This window comes from Pseudodesulfovibrio indicus, from assembly GCF_001563225.1.
Classification (GTDB): Bacteria; Desulfobacterota; Desulfovibrionia; order Desulfovibrionales; family Desulfovibrionaceae; genus Pseudodesulfovibrio; species Pseudodesulfovibrio indicus.
Genome location: NZ_CP014206.1, coordinates 1545403 through 1563813, shown reverse-complemented (window position 1 = coordinate 1563813; position 18411 = coordinate 1545403). Strand labels below are relative to the sequence as shown.

The following is an 18411-nucleotide window of genomic DNA, read 5'->3' as shown; positions in this document are numbered from 1 at the left end:
GGCCCATCCTCCATAAAAACGACGGTCAACGAACCGGCTTGCCGCTGGTCAGTTCCAGGGTCAGCTCGCCTACCAACTTCTTCAGTTCCTCGTTCTCGGCCGCCATCTCGGCGTCGGACTGCTCCGTGGGCGGTTTCTCGAACACCCGGTAGCTGTTCTCCAGAAAATGCCCCCGCCACTTGTAGTACTGGCCGGGCCGCAGATCGTGCGCCCTGCACAGGTCGTTGACGCAGGCCCCGGTCAATCCGGCCAGCACGATCCTCGCCTTGGTCTTCGCATCCCACTTTCGCCTCATCTGCCGCACCTCCTGCCGTTCTTCCCCCGTCTCGCCGCGCCTCGGTCTCCCGCTTGAGAGCTGGTGAATGCGGCGCTGTGGCGGCCCGTTCCTCCCTGCGCCTCCCGTCATTCGGCAACATTCTGAAATTGAAGAGGAATTGTATTTCCGCAAGCTGAACTCGATTTCGGTCAGGAGGACTCACTTTCTCCCTTAGTCAAAATGCATGCCGTTTCAAACATAGAGAGATAATTGGGGAGGATAGTCGTCGGCACTTGATAATCGGCCTCATAAACACTCAAAAAAACATGCATTTTATGTCTTGTGAAACAAGACGCGTCCTGCCGGGCAAGACGCCCGGCGCCCCCTTGGAGAGTCTGGAGACCATCCGACCGGGCAACGCCGTCCCCTCCGGAAGGCGGACACTCTCCATCTCACCCGGCGTCCATCCCGGCGAAACGGTCTTGCCGCACGAGATATCCCAGTGCCCAAGGGGGGATTTTGAAGGATTATGTTCAATAATGCCGAACAGTAATCTTCATTTCCAAGATAGGTAGAATGTGATAGGTTACCGCCAGCGCCATACTTCAAGGGAGGCGCCAATGACCGACATTCTGATAATCGACGGGGACGAGTCCTTTGTCGCCCGGCTGGCCGATTCGCTGCTGGAACACGGCTTCGCCGCCGACCGCTGCGACTCGCTGTCCAAGGCGATGGGCATCCTGCATACCGGGTCGTACAAGGTGGTCCTGATAGGCGACGACCTGCCCGACGGGGACGGGGTGGACTACCTGGCCGAGGTCAGGGAGGTGCCCTCCTTTCCCGAGGCCATCGTCCTGTCCCACCGCAGGGACCCGGACGTGGCCGAACGGGCCATCCAGAACGGGGCCTGGAACTACGTGCTCAAGCCGGTGAACCTGCAACGGCTGCTGGTCCTGCTGGAGCGGGCCGTCACCTACCACACCAAGGTCCACTCCGGATCCTGCCCGGTCTCCCTGCGCCGCCAGGGAATCATCGGCAACAGCCGCCCCATGCTCTCCTGTCTGGATTCCGTGGCCCAGGCCGCCACCAGCGACATCAACGTGCTGCTGGTGGGGGAGACCGGCACGGGCAAGGAACTGTTCGCCCGCTCCATCCACAAGAACTCGGCGCGCAAGGAAAAGCCGTTCGTGGTGGTGGACTGCGCCGCCCTGCCCGACACCCTGGCCGAGAGCCTGCTCTTCGGGCACGAGCGCGGGGCGTTCACCAGCGCGGACTCGCCCTCCGTGGGGTTGGTCAAGCAGGCCGACCGGGGCACGCTCTTCCTGGACGAGGTGGGCGAGTTGCCCATGTCGTTGCAGAAGGTCTTCCTCCGGGTCCTGGAGGGACGCAGTTTCCGGCCCGTGGGCGGGACCAGGGAGATCACCAGCGACTTCCGGCTGCTGTCCGCCACCAACCGCGACCTGGAGGACATGGTCGCCGAGGGCGAGTTCCGGCGGGACCTCTACTTCCGGCTGCGCGGCATGCACATCGCCCTGCCGCCGCTGCGGGAGATCGCCGAGGACATCAACGAGATGACCTGCAAGTTCATCCAGCGCCACTGCGAGAAGTTCCACATGTCCACCAAGGGATTCTCGCCGGACTTCCTGGACGCCCTCATGCACTACGAGTGGCCGGGCAACGTCCGGGAGCTGATGCACACCCTGGAGCAGGCGCTGTCGCGGGCGGGCGACGACGCGGTGCTCTTCCCCCGCCACCTGCCCAAGGCGATCCGCGCCCGGCTGGCCCGCCGCGAGCTGGAGTCGGACCGCTCCCGGCCCGCGCCGACGCACCACAGCGAGGCCGGCCCGGCCGAAACCTTCCCGGACCTGCGCACCTACCGCGACCAGCAACTGGCCCAGAGCGAGCAGCGATACCTGCGCAACCTGATGGAGATCACCGGGGGTGACATCGCCGCTTCCTGCTCCATCTCGGGCCTGTCCCGCGCCCGGCTCTACGCCCTGCTCAAGCAACATTCCATCCCGCGCAAGTGACCTCTGGCCCCCGGCGGACAAACGGGGTATCCTGTTGCGCGTACCCGCCCGGTCCGGGACCGGACCGGGCCATGCCGCCGACAAGAGGGAATCGAAATGAACCAGTTAATCGCACCGCATCTGACCGACGTGATCTGCCTGCTGCTCTCCGCCGGACTGTTCACCTTCTACCATTTCTTCGTGCGCTCCAAGCTGAAGACCGACCCGACCTACTCCCTGTACGGAGCGACCATGCTGGCGCGCACCGCCTGGGTGGTCAACGTCATGGAGGAGAAGAACGACATCCTGGCCGTGCAGACCCTGCGCAACTCGACCATGGCCGCCACCTTTCTGGCCTCCACCGCGGTCCTGCTGGCCGTGGGCCTGCTGACCCTCTCGGGCCAGGCGGACAAGCTGGGCCAGACCTGGCACGCCCTGAACCTCTTCGGCTCCCGGGCCGAGTCCACCCTGACCCTCAAGCTGCTGGTCATCCTGGCCAACCTGTTCATCGCCTTCTTCAACTTCTCCTTCGCCATCCGGCTCTTCAGCCACGTGGGATTCCTGATCAACACCCCGCCCGAGGAGGGCAGCTACGGGGCGTCCATCACCTTCGTGGCCATCCAGCTGAACAAGGCGGGCGGCTATTTCCACATGGGCATGCGCGCCTACTACTTCCTGGTCCCGCTCATCTTCTGGCTGTTCAGCCCGGTCTTCATGGTCCTGGCCACCGTGACCCTGGTGATCCTGGTCTGGCGCATCGAAAAGACCCCCAAGCTCGACTGCAGCTACCTGGGGGCCATCTACAAGAACTCCTGTCCCCTGCCGAACAAGTAGGTCCCCGGACCAAATAAGAACGGCCCGGCATGAAGCCGGGCCGAAGGTTTCGAGTCGGTCGGTCCGCCTAGGAGCGCATGCTCCGGATCGGCTTGCCGAGCTTGGCCAGGAACTGCTTCCTGGTCAGCGAGTCCGGCATGACGTCAGAGGCGTCCGCCTCCAGGTATTCGTAGTAGTTCTCGGGCGGCACGCCCGCCAGGTAGATGACCCGGGTCTCTTCGGGGTCGACCAGCATGGCCTTGGGGAACTTCTTCTTGGCCGCAGCGAGCCTCTCCTCGCCCAGCTTGAGCATGTCTTCCCTGTCGCCGAAGTTCATGGTCCCGGTGGGACAGGCCTGGACGCAGGCCGGGAGCTTGCCCGCCCGGACCCTGTCGATGCACATGTCGCACTTGTTCACGACCTTGGTCTTGGGGTCCACCCTGGGAATGTCGTACGGGCAGGCCATGCGGATGGACTCGCCGTCTTCCTTGGCCGTCAGTTCCGTGTACACCACGGCCCCGGTCTCCTTGTCGTGCAGGATGGCCTTGGGGTTCTCCGGCACCGTGGAGCACGGGGCCTCCAGGCAGTGGCGGCACTGTTCCGGGAAGAACAGCCAGCGCAGCGTGCCTTCGTCCACCACCTCCGAGAAGCGGACCAGCCGGATGGTCTCCGAGGACAGGTCCTTGGGATTCTGGTAGGACCCCCAGTTGGTGGTCTTCTCGGCGGGGAGCTTCTTCCATTGCTTGCAGGCGATCTGACAGCCGCGGCACGCCGTGCAGCGGGTCAGGTCCACCAGGAATGATTTACCGTTCATAACGTTCTCCTTACAGCTTGCGGACGTTGGCCACGAAGACCTTGGTTTCGGGGATGCCGGTGTTGGGATCGCCAACGGACGGGGTCAGCAGGTTGGACGAATCGCCGCCGCTGCCGTCGTGGGGCATCTGCCAACCGAAGCACCACGGCATGCCGAGCTGGTACACGGTCTTGCCCATGACCTTGAGCGGGTGCATCCGCTTGGTGACCATGGCGATGGCCCAGATGGAGCCCCGGATGGACTCGACCATGACCTTCTCGCCGTTCTCGATGCCCTTCTCCTTGGCCAGCTCCTCGCACATCTCCACGAACATCTGCGGCATGGTCTCCAGCAGCCACGGGGTGTGGCGGGTCATGAGGCCGGTCTGCCAATGCTCGGTCACGCGGTAGGTCGTGGCCACGTAGGGATACTTGGGATCGGCCACGGCCAGGGCCTCGCGCGCGAAGCGCAGCGCCGTGGGGTTGTTGAGCTGGTTCGAGAACTCGTGCTTGGTGAACGGGGTCTCCATGGGCTCGTAGTGTTCCGGGAACGGGCCGTCCTGGCGGCCGGGTCCGAAGACGTGGCCGTGGCCGTTGGGCAGCATGATGAAGGCGTACTTGGTGCCGGGCGCCCAGCCGCCGTCCGGCACGTCGCCGATCCAGCTCTTGCCGTTCCAGGCCACCACCGGCTTCTGCGGGGCATAGGGCTTGCCCGTGTTGTCGCAGGAGGCGCGGTTGTAGATGATCCGCCGGTTCACGGGCCAGCACCAGGACCAGTTGGAGAACAGGCCGATCTTCTCCTGCTCGGGGGTCTGCTCCCTGCTCCTGCGGGCGGCCCGGTTGCCGTCCTCGGTGTAGGAGTTGCAGTAGAGCCAGTTGCCCGAGCAGGTGGAGCCATCGTCCTGGAGCAGGGCGAAGCTCGGCACCAGGGTACCCTTCTTGTAGGTCTTGTCCTTGATGGTCACGTCCTTCAGGAAGTAGCCGTTGATCAGCTTGGCCACCTGGTGGGCGTCGAACTCGCCGCGGGTCTTCCACATGTCCACCGAGAGGTTCTTGATCGGCTCGGGGAACGCGCCGCCCTCCTTGGCGTAGAGCGCCCTGATCTTGTCAAAGAGCTCGGTCATGATGTGGCCGTCGGACTTGGACTCGCCGCGCGGCGTGGGACCCTGGTAGCGCCACTGCATCCAGCGGCCGGAGTTGGTGATGGACCCTTCCTTCTCGATGGAGACCGCGCAGGGCAGGAAGAAGACCTCGGTCTTGACCTTTTTCGGGTCCATGCCGGGGCCGCGCCAAAAGGAGCCCGTCTCGTTGTCGAAGATGTTGACGTTGACCATCCAGTCGAGGTTGGTCATGGCCTGCCGGTTCTTGCCCGCGTTGGCACCGCCGCAGGCGGGGTTCATGCCCCAGGCGAAGAAGCCGGTGAACTCCTTCTTGCGCATGGCCTCGAACAGCTGGAGCCAGGTGTAGGTCTTGCCGTCCTCGGCCTTGGGCAGCCAGGCGTAGGCGTCCTCGCTGGAGGCCTCCGGGTACATGGCCTTGAGGAAGCTCGACATGTATTTCGGGTAATACTGCCACCAGGCCGCGCTCTTCGGGTCCTTGGCCCCTTGCAGGTGTGGCTTGGCCTTGGCGTCCACGTACTCCCGGTAGGTGGGCAGTCCGGCGTTGGGGGTGGCCAGATAGCCGGGCAGGATGTGCCACAGCAGGCAGTGGTCCGTGGACCCCTGGACGTTGGACTCGCCGCGCAGGGCGTTCACGCCGCCGCCGGAGACGCCGATGTTGCCGAGCAGCAGCTGGACCATGGCCATGGTGCGGATGTACTGCGTACCCACGGTATGCTGGGTCCAGCCCATGGCGTACATGATGGTCCCGGCCTTGTCCGGCTTGCCCGTGGCCGAAAACAGCTTGTAGAATTCGAGCAGGCCGTCCTTGTCGATGCCGGAGACGCTGACCACCTTGTCCACGTCGTAGCGCGCGTAGTGCGCCTTGAGCAGGTTGTACACGCAGCGCGGATGCTTGAGGCTCTCGTCCCGCTTGGGCAGCCCCTGCTCGTCCCGCTCGTAGGCCCACTGGGACTTGTCGTATGCGCCGACGTAGTCCTCGTCGTCGCCGTTCTTGGTGTACCCGCTGAACAGCCCGTCGTTGAACGTGAACTTGTCGCTGATGATGAACGGGGCGTTGGTGTGGCTGACCACGTAGTCGCGCTGGATCAGGTCGTTGTCCAGGATGTACTTGATCAGGCCGCCGAGCACGGCGATGTCCGACCCGGCGCGGATCTGGCAGTACAGATCCGCCTTGGCCGAGGTGCGGGTGAAGCGAGGATCGATGGAGATCAGCTTGGCCCCCTTGACCATGGCCTTGGTCACCCACTTGAAGGAGATGGGATGGTTCTCAGCCGCGTTGGAGCCCATGACCAGGATGCAGTCGCTGTTGGCGATGTCGTTCCAGTGGTTGGTCATGGCCCCGCGGCCGAAGCTCTCGGCCAGGGCCGCCACGGTGGAGCTGTGACAGATGCGCGCCTGGTGCTCGACGTAGACCAGCCCGAGGGCGCGGAGCATGGCCTGATAGGTCCAGCACTCCTCGTTGTCGATGGCCGCCGAGCCCACGGACGCCAGCCCGTTGCAGCGGTTGACCACCTGCCCCTTGTCGTTCTTCTCCGTGAAGCTGGCGTCGCGGGTCTTCTTGACCCTTTTGGCGATCTCGCCCAACGCCCAGTCCCAGGAGACTTCCTTCCACTCCGAGGAATAGGGGGCGCGGTACAGGGGGCGCGGCGGGCGCTCCTTGTTCTCGGCCAGCTGCCAGATGGAGTGCGGTCCCTTGACCACGCCCATCTGTGGCCCACCGCGCGGCACCGCCTCTGGCCACTGAGCTCCGCTCGCCCACGACAAGCAGGCCGGGGGGGCGCGCGTACAGGGCGCGCGCGGCGGGCGCTCCTTGTTCTCGGCCAGCCTGCCAGATGGACGCGCCCTTGGCGCAGGTGGCGCCCTCGTTGATCGGATGGTCGGGGTCGCCCTCGACGTTGATCGCGCGCTTGGTCTTGAGGTCCGTGTTGACGATCAGGCCGCAGCCCACGGCGCAATAACAGCAGACCGAGGTGGTCTGTTTGCTCCACTTCGGCTCCAGCATGGCGATCCGGTCCGCGGCCAGCGCCTCGGTTTCGAACCCCAGCCCACAGAACGCCGACGAGACGGCGGTCACTGCGGCCAGTTGGAGAAAGCTTCTTCTGTTGACTTTCATACCCACTCCTTTGTGTTGATGGTCATCCGGCCCTGGTTTCCCGGCACAGGCGGCATTGGAGCCCGTATCCGTGGGGACCGGCGGCCCTGACGGGACGCCGCGCCACGACGGGCGAGGCTTGGCGGCCGGGCCGGTAAGACCGGGCCACGGCCTCCACCGCTGCCGTGGCGTGCCCGAGCCCGGCGAACGGGACACAGGCGGCCACGGCGTCGGACGACACCGTTTTACTGGTTGACGCGAACATCGATTCCTCCATTGACGGTATGGCGAATCCCGCAATTGCGGGCTGCTTTCATTTGGGGCGCATGGCGCTGTCGCAGAGAGCGATGGGAGGCTGGGACGGAAGGTCCCGAACGGGGAAAGCGAGGCGAGGTGGCGTCAGAGAACGGCGGCAGTTGCCAAGGGTCGCGCCCACGGCTTGAACAGGCTCCTGCGAGCGAGGATCGAAGGGAACCGGACCCGGCACCCATGCGGCCCTCCTCAGAGCCGCCGGGCCGATGTCTCCGACCCGACGATTTGTATCTGTTGCGCTCGTTGCATCAGCATCCTCTGGCTGTTCGCCTCCGGGACTCTTCCGCCGGAGGCGGGTCCGGCGCTATTCCGAACCATTTTGAACCTAGATGCTGGGCACAACTGTTACAAACAAACAAAACAATACAATGATTCCGCACAATTATGCTTATATTGGCATAATCTATCACCAGAATAGATCAATCAAATCAGAAGTTATGCAAAAACCGAAAATACTCCTATACCTCTATATGACCGAGTCGGCTCCCGCGGGCAACAAAAAAGCCCGGAAGGCGATCCTTCCGGGCGTTATTATTTTTCGCAGAGGGGGGAGGATCAGCCGTCCAACCCGTCCACGTAGTCCACGATGGCGCGGGCGGAGCGCTTGGAGAAGCTGACGGCCTCGGCCACGGTCTTGGCCCCGGTGACCACGTCGCCCGAGGCGAACACGCCGGGGCGGGTGGTGCGGCCCTCTTCGTCGGTGATGACCAGGCCGGTCTTGCCGACCTCCAGGCCGGAGAGGTTGTTGCGCGGGGCCTGGCTGACCGCGATGAACACGGAGTCGGCCTCGAACAGGGACTCGGAACCCTCCACCGGGACCACGCGGGCGCGCCCGTCCTCGCCGTGCACGGTCTCGGTGTCCACCACCACGATGCCTCGGTCCACGATCTCCACGGGCGAGGCGTGGAACCGGAAGCGGACGCCGTCCATCCTGGCGTAGTCGTACTCGTACCGGGTTGCCGAGATGTCGTCCTCGCCCCGGCGGTACAGGATGGTGACCTCCTGCGCGCCCTTGCGCAGGGCGGTGCGGGCCACGTCCATGGCCACGTTGCCCGCGCCGATGACCGCCACCTTGCGTCCCAGGGAATAGACGTTGGGGTTCTTCAGGTAGTGGATGGCGTAGTGCACGTGGCCCAGGGTCTCGCCCTTGAGCTTGAGGGGCCGGGGGTTCCACACGCCGGTGCCGATGAACACGGCCTTGTAGTCGTCGCGGAACAGGTCGTCGATGCTGATGACCGGCCCGATGAGGGTGTTGGGCCGGATCTTCACGCCCAGGCCGATGAGCTTGTCCTTGAGCCGCTCCAGGATGTCCTTGGGCAGACGGAAATCCGGGATGCCGTACTGGAGCACGCCGCCGATGCGCTCCTTGGACTCGAACAGGGTGACGTCGAACCCCTGCCCGGCCAGGAGGAAGGCCACGGTGATCCCGGCCGGGCCGGAACCGACGATGGCGATGCGCTTGGCGTTGTTGGCGTTGACGGGCCGCTTGGGGGTGAACTGCTCCAGGTAGTAGCGGGAGATGTACTGCTCGATGTCGCTGACCTGGACCGGGGCGCTCTTCTTGCCGAGGATGCAATGGCCCTCGCAGAAATTCTCGTGCGGGCAGATCAGCGAGCAGACCGCGGTCAGGGGGTTGTTCTCGAACAGCATGGCCCCGGCCTTGAGCATGTCGCCTTCGAGCAGGGCCTCGATGACCAGGTTGGCCGGAGTGGACACCGGGCAGCCCTTGCTGCACAGCGGCTTCTTGCACTTCAGGCAGCGCGATGCCTCTTCAAGGATGTGTTTTCCCATTGATTCCTCTCGTTACCGTTGATTTCCGCCCGCATGGGGCGGAGAGGTTACCTATACCAAGAGGGCGCAACACGCAAATGTGTGCAGTGGATGCACTCCGGCCCGGGCCGTGACGGACGTTCAAAAAGAGTTGCCATGCGGACCTCCGTTCGGCTACGCCCATCCGACGTCTCCGCCCCGGACCGGGAGGCGATATCACCCAGGCCAAGGGGAATTCGTATGAACTCCGCCCTCCTCGCTCTCGTGACCATCCTCCTGTGGAGTTCGCTGGCCCTGCTCACGGACCGCATATCCCACCTCCCGCCGCTGCTCTCGGTGGGGCTGGTCCTGACCGCGTGCGGGCTGGCGGGAGCGGTCAGGCTGCGTCGCTGGAGGGTCTCCGCCGCCACCTGGCTGACCGGCGTGGGCGGCATCTTCGGCTATCATTTCCTGCTCTTCGCCGCCTTCGGGCGAGCCCCGGCCGTGGAGGCGAACATGATCCAGTACCTCTGGCCCCTGTGCATCGTCCTGTTCTCGCCCCTGTTCCTGCCCCGCAACCGGCTGGCCGCGAACCACCTGCTCGGCGCGGGACTGGGCTTGGCGGGCGCCGGCCTGATCGTCACCGGAGGCAGCTTCGGCCTTCGCATGGAGTACCTGCCGGGCTACCTCTGCGCCCTGGGCGCGGCGGTGACCTGGGCCTGCTATTCGCTCCAGACCAAGCGGCTGCAGCCCTTCCCGTCGGCCGCGGTGGGCGGCTTCTGCCTGGTCTCCGGGCTGCTCTCCCTGGCCCTGCATTTTCTGCTGGGCGCTCCCGGACCCAACCCGACGGGGGCGGACTGGCTGGTCATCCTGCTCCTCGGCCTCGGCCCCATGGGCGCGGCCTTCTACACCTGGGACGCGGCCATGAAGCGGGGCGACCCGCGCATGGTCGGCGCCCTCTCCTACCTGACCCCCCTGCTCTCCACCCTGCTTCTGGTGGCGGTCAACGGCAAGCGGTTCACCCCCCTGCACGGGTTGGCCGTCCTGCTGGTCACGAGCGGGGCGGTGTTCGGCTCCCTGGACACCCTGCGTCCACTCTTCGCATCCCTTGCCCGACGCCGCCGGACCTGACGGGGCTGAGCCGCGCCCCCGGAACCGAACCCCACGCGAGGAGAAAACTTGCGGGGGCCGCCAACATTCGCTTGACAACGGAACCCATACGACCCGAAGGAGTGTATTGAACGGACCCCTGTCCGTACCCGCTTGGTCAAGAGGTATCCATGGCCGCTCGCTCCCGTTCCAAGTCCGGCAAGGTCCGGCGTCAACCCAAAGGAGGCGGCCGGGCCATCCCCTTTGCCGCGCCCTCGCCCGAAGACCAGGCCCAGGCACTGGCCGACCGCCTCTCCCGGGACCGCATGGAAACGTTCACCGCCACCCTGCGCCCGGAGGCAGGCAACCCCGCCGTCCCGGACATCCGCGCCCTGCACGAGGTCGTGCGCGGCTCCTTCGCCCTGTTCGACTCCCTGCTCGACGACCTGATCCTGGACCCGCCCCTGGCGTGCCAGCGGGGATGCATCCACTGCTGCTGGAACCAGGTGGCCCTGACCGAGCCCGAGGCGCTCTACCTGGGGCTGTACCTGCTCGACACGCGCACCCCGGAACAGCTTCGCGAACTGGCCGCCAAGACGGAAGGACTGGTGGACGGACTCAAGGGAAAGAGCTGGCGGGAAATCGGCATGGCCCGCCACCGCCTCCCCTGCCTGTTCCTGGAGAACGGCAACTGTTCCGTGTACCCGGCCCGCCCCCTGGCGTGCCGGGGCTGGAATTCGGTGAACGCGACCATGTGTCTTGAGAGCAACCTGACCGAAGACGCCCTGACCCCCATCGAAAACCACCCCATCCTGCGGCTCATGGCCGACTCCATCCAGGACGGGCTGCTGCGCGGCAGCAAGAATCTGGCCCTGGAGGCGGGCTACCTGCTCATGGCCCGCGCCACCCACCTCATGCTGCGGGACGACCCGGCGACGGCCATCCTGGCCTGCGCGGAGTCCTGGCTCCTGGGCCAGCCGTTCTTCGGCCGAAAGCGGGACTGGTAGCCCCGGGCTTGGCCGCACGGACCGGACGCAACGTGGCGTACCGCCGACCGGAATAGGGCTGAGCCCATCTCAACCCGTGTGATTGGGATTCGGGGATGAGCGCGGTTCGCTCGTGGAAGAAACGGGAGGGTGCTCGGCAACGGTCAGGGGACGCGCCGAGCGGCCCGGCAAAGGCTCAACGCCCGGCGCTTCGGTTCGGCCGCAGCAAGGAGCTGTCCTGGACGCGGGGAGATCACTGCGCCAGCAACGAACCGACCAGCGACCGCTGGACTTCGATGCACAGGGCCGAGCACTCCTCCGGCCCCATCAGCATGGACAGCATCGGGGCCATCCCGGCGTTCTGAAACATTGTCTGCACGAACTGGGTATCCCGCAGCCTGGCTGTGCTGCAGGCCAGGGAGCAGAACATGGCCATGCCCTGGGTGATGTTGCCGTCCAGAGCCGCCTCGCGCCGGGCCACGGTCCGGCGTATCTCCTGGTCCGGAGCCTTCCGCTCCTCGAGCTTCCGGATTTTCTCGTTCAGCTCCTCGACCTGGCTGTGGGTGTTTTCCAGCTCAACCTTCTGCCGGTCCAGGTCTTCCTTGAGTTCCTGGTTCTTCTTGATCGCCGCCACATCCCTGGGCATGTTGCTGGCGTCCACATCCCCCTTGACCTTGGTGTAGGCGGTCATCTGCTCGCCGCGCGGCTTGACGCACTGCTCGACGATTTCCACCCGCAGCGAGGCCATTGCGTAGGTCTGGATTTCATCCTGGGTCAGGACGCCCTCCGACACCTGCGTGGTGCTTTCGAGATAGGTCCCGGCCTTCTCCGTCAACAGCCGCTTGGCCTCCACGAAGCTGATCTTCTTCCCGTCCAGCATGCTGTCGCGCTCGCCCATGACATACGTGTATTCGCTGTAGAGCGTCTCGCCCTGCGCCCGCGCGCCGGGCGCGGAGGCAAGGATCAAAAGAACGGCCGTCAGCGCCAAGAACAATGCTTTCCTCACGTTTCACCTCGTCATATGGGGTCTTTCGTCTTCTGGACCAGGCAGGTGGCCAGGAGCAGGGTCGCGAGATAGCCAAGGAGCACGCCGCAACAGCCCCAGAAGCCTATCCGGTACTCCTCGAACAACGTCTCAACCAGATATCCGTCCGCAGGAACCGGGGGCGGTTCCGGCACGCTCTCCACGACCTTCTTGTCATGGTTCTCCGTCTCGAAACGCATCTGCTTCGTCTTGTCGTTGAGGACGGCGTTGATCTCCAACCTCGCCACGGACCTGGCCTCTTTTCTGGCCTGCTCCAACGCCTGCTGATATTGGGCCTCGCGCCGCAGGGCGTCCTCTTCCAGCCACAACCGGCTCTCGATTTCCACGGCGGCCTCGTAGCCCCACCGGGAGGGCATGGCGTGGGTCACGGCCTTGGCCACCGCCAGCTCGGTCTGGGGCAGCGGGATGATCCCCGCCCCGAGGAGGACCATGGGCAGCACGGAGAGCGGGATCAGCGCCTGGGCGGCGGCCCTGGAACGGACCAGGGCCGAGATGAGAAGCCCGATGCCGCACCCCACGCAGGTGACCAGCACCATGATCCCCATCAAGTCGAAGAAGGTCGAGCGCAGGTCCACGAACCGCTTGGCCATGCCGATCAGGAAGAAGCATTGGACCACCGACAGGCTCAGCAGGACCGTGAACTTGGACAGGATGTACTCCGGGATGCCCACCCCGATCATCCGTTCCCGCAGATAGATGGCCTGCTCGGAAACGATCTCCCGGACGGCGTTGGACGTCCCGAGCCAGAGCCCGGAGATGACCAGCATGAACAGCGGGAGATGGCGGTCCTCCTGGCCGTAGAAGATCAATCCCAGCAGCAGCCCGATGAGCGGGGCCTGGACGAGCAGGATCATGGTGTTCAGCCGGTCCTTCAGCTTCAGCCGGAAATTGCGCCGGGTCAGTATCCACCATTGCCTGAAGCTGAAAAGGCTCCTGGAGATGGTCCTGCCCTCGGACTCCTTGTTGATGAACCGCTCGCTCTTCTGGCGCTCCTCCACGTACAGCTTGTGCAGTTCGGAGCTGTCGTACCGCTTCCGCCAGTAGGCCGTGTCGTTCTTGCTCAGGCCGATCAGCCCGCTCTCCGGGCGGTGCACGACCTCCTCCACGGGCAGTTGGGGATTGAAGAATGTCAGGCTGTCGGGCCAGGCCGGGCCGTAGTAGACCAGCTCGCCGTGATCCAGGATGATGGTGTTGTCCAGTTGCCGGAAGCTCTCGATGTCCGGCTGGTGCAGGGTCAGGATGATCGTCTTGCCCTGGTCCGCCAGCCCCCGGAGCAGCTTCATCACGGAGATGGTGTCCACCGAGGAGAGGCCCGAGGTGGGTTCGTCCAGAAAGAGGATGGTCGGCTCGGTGATCAGCTCCATGGCCAGGTTGATCCGCTTGCGCTGCCCGCCGCTGACCCCTTTGCGCCCGGACGGGTTCACCGCCACATGGCGCACGTCCACGCTGCCGTCCTTGCGGTACAGGTCCAGCCGCTCCAGGGTCTCGTAAACCCTGGCCCGGATGTCCTCGGTGGACATGTCGTAGGGCAGCCGGAGCCGGGCGGCGAACATGAGCGCCTCTTCCACGTTCAGCTCGCCGTGCAGGATGTCGTCCTGGGGCACGTATCCGATCATGGTCTTGAACTGATCGTAGTGATCGTAGACGTTGAGGCCGTTGATCTCGGCCCGCCCCTGACTGAACTTCCGGTAGCCGATCAGGCTGGTCAGCAGCGTGGTCTTGCCCGCGCCCGAAAGGCCCATGAGGCCCACGAACTCGGAGGGGAAAATGGTGAAGGTCACGTCGTAGAGGAGCCGCTTGCGCTCCTTGCCCACCTTGATCTCCAGGCTCCCGGACACGGAGTCCAGGCGCAGATCGCCCGTGAGGTTCCGCGCCACGACCTGGTTGTCCACCGAGACGTTCAGCTCGTAGGAGCCGAGGGAAATTTTGTCGGTGGACCGGATCGTGGCCTTGGATATCCGGCCCCCGTTGACGAAGGTGCCGTTGCGGCTGCCGAGGTCCTCCACCACCCAGTTCTGCTCGCCCAGCGGCGTGATACGGGTGTGGTGCCAGGATATCTGCGGATAATCGAGCACGATGTGGGCGTCCGGGTCGCGCCCGACGATGATGCTCTCCCTGCCCGTGACGCGCAGGGTCACGTCGGCCTTCAGCCGCTCCCGCTTCTCCCGGGTCTTGTCGAACAGCTTCCGGGCCACGATCCCGTAGGTGCCGAAGTAGACCTTCTCGTTCTCCTTCAACTCCACCGGTCCGGTCACCCTGTGGCGGCGGCCGCCCACGAACGTCCCGTGCTTGCTCCCCAGGTCCTCGATGACCCAGCGCCCCCTGCCGACCTCGGTCAACAGCGCGTGCTCTCTGGATATGTAATCGAAGTTGAAACGGATATCCGCCTTGGGCGAGCGCCCGATGAGCAGCATCCGCCCGCCCTTGGGCCGTTTGGCCAGGGGGACGGGCGCGGGGTGCGCCTCGGCGTTCCGCCTGGCCAGCAGGTCGGCGAACTTCACGGGCACCGGCCCCAGATAGACGATGTCGCGCTTTTCCACCGGGGTCGGCCCCGCGATCCGCCGCTCCTTGTCGTTGACGCGGACCCCGTTCTTGCTGCCGAGGTCCTCTATCAGCCAGCGCCCGCCGTCCTGAATCAGTCTGGCGTGGCGGCCGGAGACGTAGGGCGAGTCCACGACGATGTCGCAGTCGGCGGACTTGCCTATGATCAGTTGCTGGCGGTCTTTCACGGTGCGCGGTCCCTGCCGAGCCTATTCGGGGTCGATGTCGCCCGCGAGCTTCTCGAAATACCACGAGAAGAACTTGAGCTGGTTCTCTGGGACATGGCGGCTGTCGTCTTCGAGCGGGGACGAGGCCTTCACCGAGGAGAACAGCTGGGCCTTGAATATGACCGCGCTGGCGCTCAGGGTCGAGACCTGCCCCTTGGGGATCATGCTGGAGACCACCAGGTACTTGTAGCCGCCCTGCTCCATGATGTACTTGCGCCCGCCGGGGATGTCCCTCTCCACGCCCTTGATCGAGTCCACGACCTCCTGGTCGATGACCCAGACCTTGCCCTCGAGCAGGTCCTGGCAATCCTCGACGCCGAACCGCTCCTTCATCAGCTTGTAGTCCACGTTGTTGACCAGCTCGATCTCGTAATTGGCGAAATGCTTCTGCATCGCATCGCGCCACTCCCGCGACTCGGTGGCTCCGTACACGTTCTGCAACCCGCCCTCGAAGCAGATGGGCAGGACGCCTATCTTCCGCGACTGGGTCAGGTCCTGCTTGGGAACGGCCGGGGTCTGAGCCGCGGGCGCTACGGCCACGGCGGGCGCTGCGGGCGCTGCGGGCGCGGCAACGGGTTCCGGGGGGGCGCACTTTTTCTCGGCAATGGCTATGAGGGACTTGGCGTTGACGCTGACCTTGGTGTACCAGCTCACGTCCCCCAGTACCTCGACGCACCCGCAGTACTCTCCCGAACCGAACAGCTGCTCGCCCCGGCCGACCACGCGCTCGGCCTCTTCGCTCATCTCCTTGAAGACCTTGGTCCGCCATTCGTCCAGCCGGGGATCGGCGAAATACTCCTTGTCCGGGATGGGCATGGCGGGGGCTGCCTTGATGGCCTCGCCCAGGGTCTTCTCCAGCAGTATCCTGTCGTGCCCGGAGTAGATGAGCAGCAGCGACTTCAGGTAGTAGACCTGCGCCAGGTCCGGCCCGGGCCCGCCCGCCTTGAGCTTGGCGATGGCCGCGTCCGTCTTGTCGAGGGCCGCATCGAAACGGGCGCCGAGGAGCAGATTCTCCGCCTCGGCATAGTCCACCTTCCATGCCCCATTGTCCTGGTCCACGGCCGCCAGTCCGCTGGTCGCCATGCACAGCGCCAAGGCTCCCGCCAGGCACAAGACCAATAACCTATTCATAAGCAATCCCATGTGTTGCATTGATATATTTCAACATGGCGGTCTTGCCGTGTTGCACATCCACCTGGATGGTCCGGGACGGGAACCTGCTCCCGCCCGAGCTGTCCACGATCTTGATCTCATGCGTTCCGGCAACCAGCTCCAGCCCGCTCAGCGGGGCCATCCTGCCGGTGTCCTTGCCGTCCACATACACCGTCCCCGACGGGATGCAGAAGATGTTCAACGCGGCCGTAATCCTGTTCGCTTCAGCGGCGAGCTGCTTCACTTCCGCGTCGCCGGGCGCGGCCTCTCCGGCCCTTTCCAGGTATTGCAACGCCTTCATCGCGTCCTTCTGGGCGATCAGCCCCTTGGCACCGCCCACGTACAGGTTGCGGATGTGCTTCAGGCGGCCCTCAACCTCGCGCTTCAGGTCTTCGGCACGGATGTTCTTCATCTCCTTGAAGATGGCCAGCCCGTTCCGCCAGGCCCCCCGTTCCACGGCATTGTCGCCCACCTCGAAGAGCTTCTCCACGCCCTTTCGGGCCTCTGCCCCGGCCGCCGTCTTCGACGCCAGGAGGCTGTCGTAAAGGGCGAACGCGTTGTTGCCCGGGGGCGAGACATAGGCTTCCCTGGCCATGAGCGCGGCGGCCTTCTCCAGCTTTCCGGTCTCCTCGGCCGTAGCCGCGACGGCCGCCTTTCCCTTGGCGGGCTGCTTGCCTTCCGCTTCGGAGGCCGTCTTTTCGGTGTGGCCCGGCGGGGCCTCGGCCACGCCGACGTCGACCCCCTTGCCGGGGCCGGACAGGGCGAAGACGAGCGCCCCGATGGCCAGAAGAACGGCGGCCGCCGCCCCGGCCAAGAGTTTGGTGTTCATTTTCCGCTCCGGCTTCTGCGCCGGTCCGGCGGGCCGGGTCTTCTTCGGGGGCGCGATCCGTTCCGCGCTGTGACTCCGGAGGCTGCCCAGGAAATCCGGGATGGCCTGCCACCGGTCCTCGACGCGGACGGCCAGGGCCTGGAGGATGTCCTCGTCCACGCCCGGCGGGATGGCGACCCCGGAGATCTCCGACAGGGGGATCAGTTCGTCCCGGTAGAGACGATCCGTGGCCTGGGGCGGGAGATGCCCGCAAAGCATCAGGTACATGCACGCGCCAACGGCGTAGATGTCGGTCCACGGACCGATCTTGCCCTTGGTGGCGAACTGTTCGAGCGGCGAATAGCCGGGCTTGAGCACCACATCGATGCTCCGGCTCTGCTCCCCGGCGACCACCCTGGCCGCGCCGAAATCGATGAGCACCGGTTCGGTGCCGTTGCGCAGCAGGATGTTCTGGATCGAAATATCGCGATGGTACAGATTCTTCCGGTGGATCATTTCCAGGGCATTCAGGATCGGGCTGAAGAGGGCGTAGACCTCGTCCCATTCCATCTTGCCGCCCCGCTGCTTCAGGTGTTCGGACAGCGACGGCCCCTGCACGTACTGCATGACCATGTATCCGGTGTTGTTCGCCTCGAAATAGTTCTCGATGAGGACCACGTTCCTGTGGCGGTCGAGCTTGGCGACGTTGCGCGCCTCCTCCAGGAACAGGCGCAACCCGCTGGCGAAGCACTCGCCGCCGTCGCCGTGGCCGGGGATGATGGTCACGCTGTCCCGGTGGCGGCTGGCCATGTGCGTGGGCATGTACTCCTTGATCGCGACCAGGTGCTGAAGCACCGAGTCGAAGCCGAGGTAGGTGACGCCGAAGCCGCCCTGCCCGAGAACGCGGCCTATTATGTAGCGCCCCTCCAGCAGCCGTATCCCGGCGTTGAGATACACGGGGTGCTCGTTCTGCGGCTGGGGGTTGTAGCCGCATGCGGGGCATGGCCCGCTCCCCGCCTTGGCCTTGAAGCAGCCGTAGCAGAGGTCGCCGTCCTTGGCGCCCGGTTCCGCGGCCGGCGCGGGCTTGGTGTGCGCCGGGCGCTGCGGCGCGTTGAGCGCCCTGGTCTTGACGTCCTCCCCGGACGAAACCGGACGCTGGCCGCCGCTGAAGGGCGATTTCACGGCCTTGGGCTCGAACGGGAGTTTGTCCTCGGCCACGGCCCTGGGCGCCGGCGCCTTGGGCTCCGGTGCCTTCTGCTCCGGAACCTTGGGTTCCGACGCCTGAACCACCCGGGCCTCGGGCACCTTGTCGGGCACCACCGGTTGCGCCGGTTCGGGCGCAGCGGACGCCTTTCGTGCCGGAGGAGTCTCCGCCGCCTGTTTGGGTTCCTTGACGCCAAGTGAAGCGTCCATTGCCGC

At 65.2% G+C, this 18411-nt stretch carries 12 protein-coding genes and 2 pseudogenes; 4 read left to right on the top strand and 10 right to left on the bottom strand.

The window, feature by feature from the left end; all coding sequences use genetic code 11:
- Positions 1–25 precede the first annotated feature (25 nt).
- Positions 26–295, bottom strand: coding sequence for a transposase (locus tag AWY79_RS07280; protein WP_066802026.1), 270 nt, complete (start codon positions 293–295; stop codon positions 26–28).
- A 581-nt stretch (positions 296–876) separates the two neighbouring features.
- Here AWY79_RS07280 and AWY79_RS07275 point away from each other — a divergent pair.
- A complete protein-coding gene (locus AWY79_RS07275; RefSeq protein WP_066802024.1) occupies positions 877–2286 on the top strand; it encodes a sigma-54-dependent transcriptional regulator in 1410 nt (469 codons plus the stop codon).
- A 96-nt stretch (positions 2287–2382) separates the two neighbouring features.
- Entirely contained in the window at positions 2383–3099 is a 717-nt protein-coding gene (locus AWY79_RS07270) for a DUF599 domain-containing protein (RefSeq protein WP_066802023.1), read from the top strand.
- Positions 3100–3166: 67 nt separating this feature from the next.
- On the opposite strand, the gene AWY79_RS07265 is transcribed toward AWY79_RS07270, so the two are convergent.
- The 5 genes and pseudogenes from AWY79_RS07265 to AWY79_RS07255 form a co-directional block, all read right to left on the bottom strand.
- Positions 3167–3892: a 4Fe-4S dicluster domain-containing protein gene (locus AWY79_RS07265; RefSeq protein WP_066802022.1), complete on the bottom strand. Its 726-nt coding sequence runs from the start codon at positions 3890–3892 to the stop codon at positions 3167–3169.
- Between the two features lie 10 nt (positions 3893–3902).
- A pseudogene (gene fdnG / locus AWY79_RS07260) lies at positions 3903–6674 on the bottom strand (formate dehydrogenase-N subunit alpha); the annotation flags it as partial.
- 154 nt (positions 6675–6828) lie between these two features.
- Positions 6829–7104: pseudogene (locus AWY79_RS18200) on the bottom strand (hypothetical protein); the annotation flags it as partial.
- A 22-nt stretch (positions 7105–7126) separates the two neighbouring features.
- On the bottom strand, positions 7127–7348 hold the full coding sequence (locus AWY79_RS18730; RefSeq protein WP_133987044.1) for a hypothetical protein: 222 nt from the start codon (positions 7346–7348) through the stop codon (positions 7127–7129).
- A 602-nt stretch (positions 7349–7950) separates the two neighbouring features.
- Positions 7951–9186: an NAD(P)-dependent oxidoreductase gene (locus AWY79_RS07255; RefSeq protein ID WP_066802021.1), complete on the bottom strand. Its 1236-nt coding sequence runs from the start codon at positions 9184–9186 to the stop codon at positions 7951–7953.
- Between the two features lie 219 nt (positions 9187–9405).
- Here AWY79_RS07255 and AWY79_RS07250 point away from each other — a divergent pair, with 219 nt between their 5' ends.
- Positions 9406–10275 carry a DMT family transporter gene (locus tag AWY79_RS07250; RefSeq protein WP_066802019.1) on the top strand — a complete coding sequence of 290 codons (870 nt, stop codon included), beginning with the start codon at positions 9406–9408 and terminating at the stop codon, positions 10273–10275.
- Between the two features lie 149 nt (positions 10276–10424).
- Entirely contained in the window at positions 10425–11240 is an 816-nt protein-coding gene (locus AWY79_RS07245) for a YkgJ family cysteine cluster protein (protein ID WP_066802017.1), read from the top strand.
- Between the two features lie 232 nt (positions 11241–11472).
- On the opposite strand, the gene AWY79_RS07240 is transcribed toward AWY79_RS07245, so the two are convergent.
- Genes AWY79_RS07240 through AWY79_RS07225 form a run of 4 tightly spaced genes read right to left on the bottom strand, consistent with a single transcriptional unit; the run spans position 11473 to position 18405 of the window.
- Positions 11473–12207, bottom strand: coding sequence for a hypothetical protein (locus tag AWY79_RS07240; protein ID WP_133987042.1), 735 nt, complete (start codon positions 12205–12207; stop codon positions 11473–11475).
- Between the two features lie 29 nt (positions 12208–12236).
- Positions 12237–14993: an FHA domain-containing protein gene (locus tag AWY79_RS07235; protein WP_066802013.1), complete on the bottom strand. Its 2757-nt coding sequence runs from the start codon at positions 14991–14993 to the stop codon at positions 12237–12239.
- 21 nt (positions 14994–15014) lie between these two features.
- A complete protein-coding gene (locus AWY79_RS19100) occupies positions 15015–16163 on the bottom strand; it encodes a hypothetical protein (protein WP_199533841.1) in 1149 nt (382 codons plus the stop codon).
- The gene (locus tag AWY79_RS07225) at positions 16156–18405 is read right to left on the bottom strand and encodes a serine/threonine-protein kinase (RefSeq protein ID WP_133987040.1); all 2250 of its coding nucleotides are present in this window, start codon (positions 18403–18405) and stop codon (positions 16156–16158) included. The genes AWY79_RS19100 and AWY79_RS07225 overlap by 8 nt, the downstream gene beginning before the upstream one ends.
- Between the last annotated feature and the right edge of the window lie 6 nt (positions 18406–18411).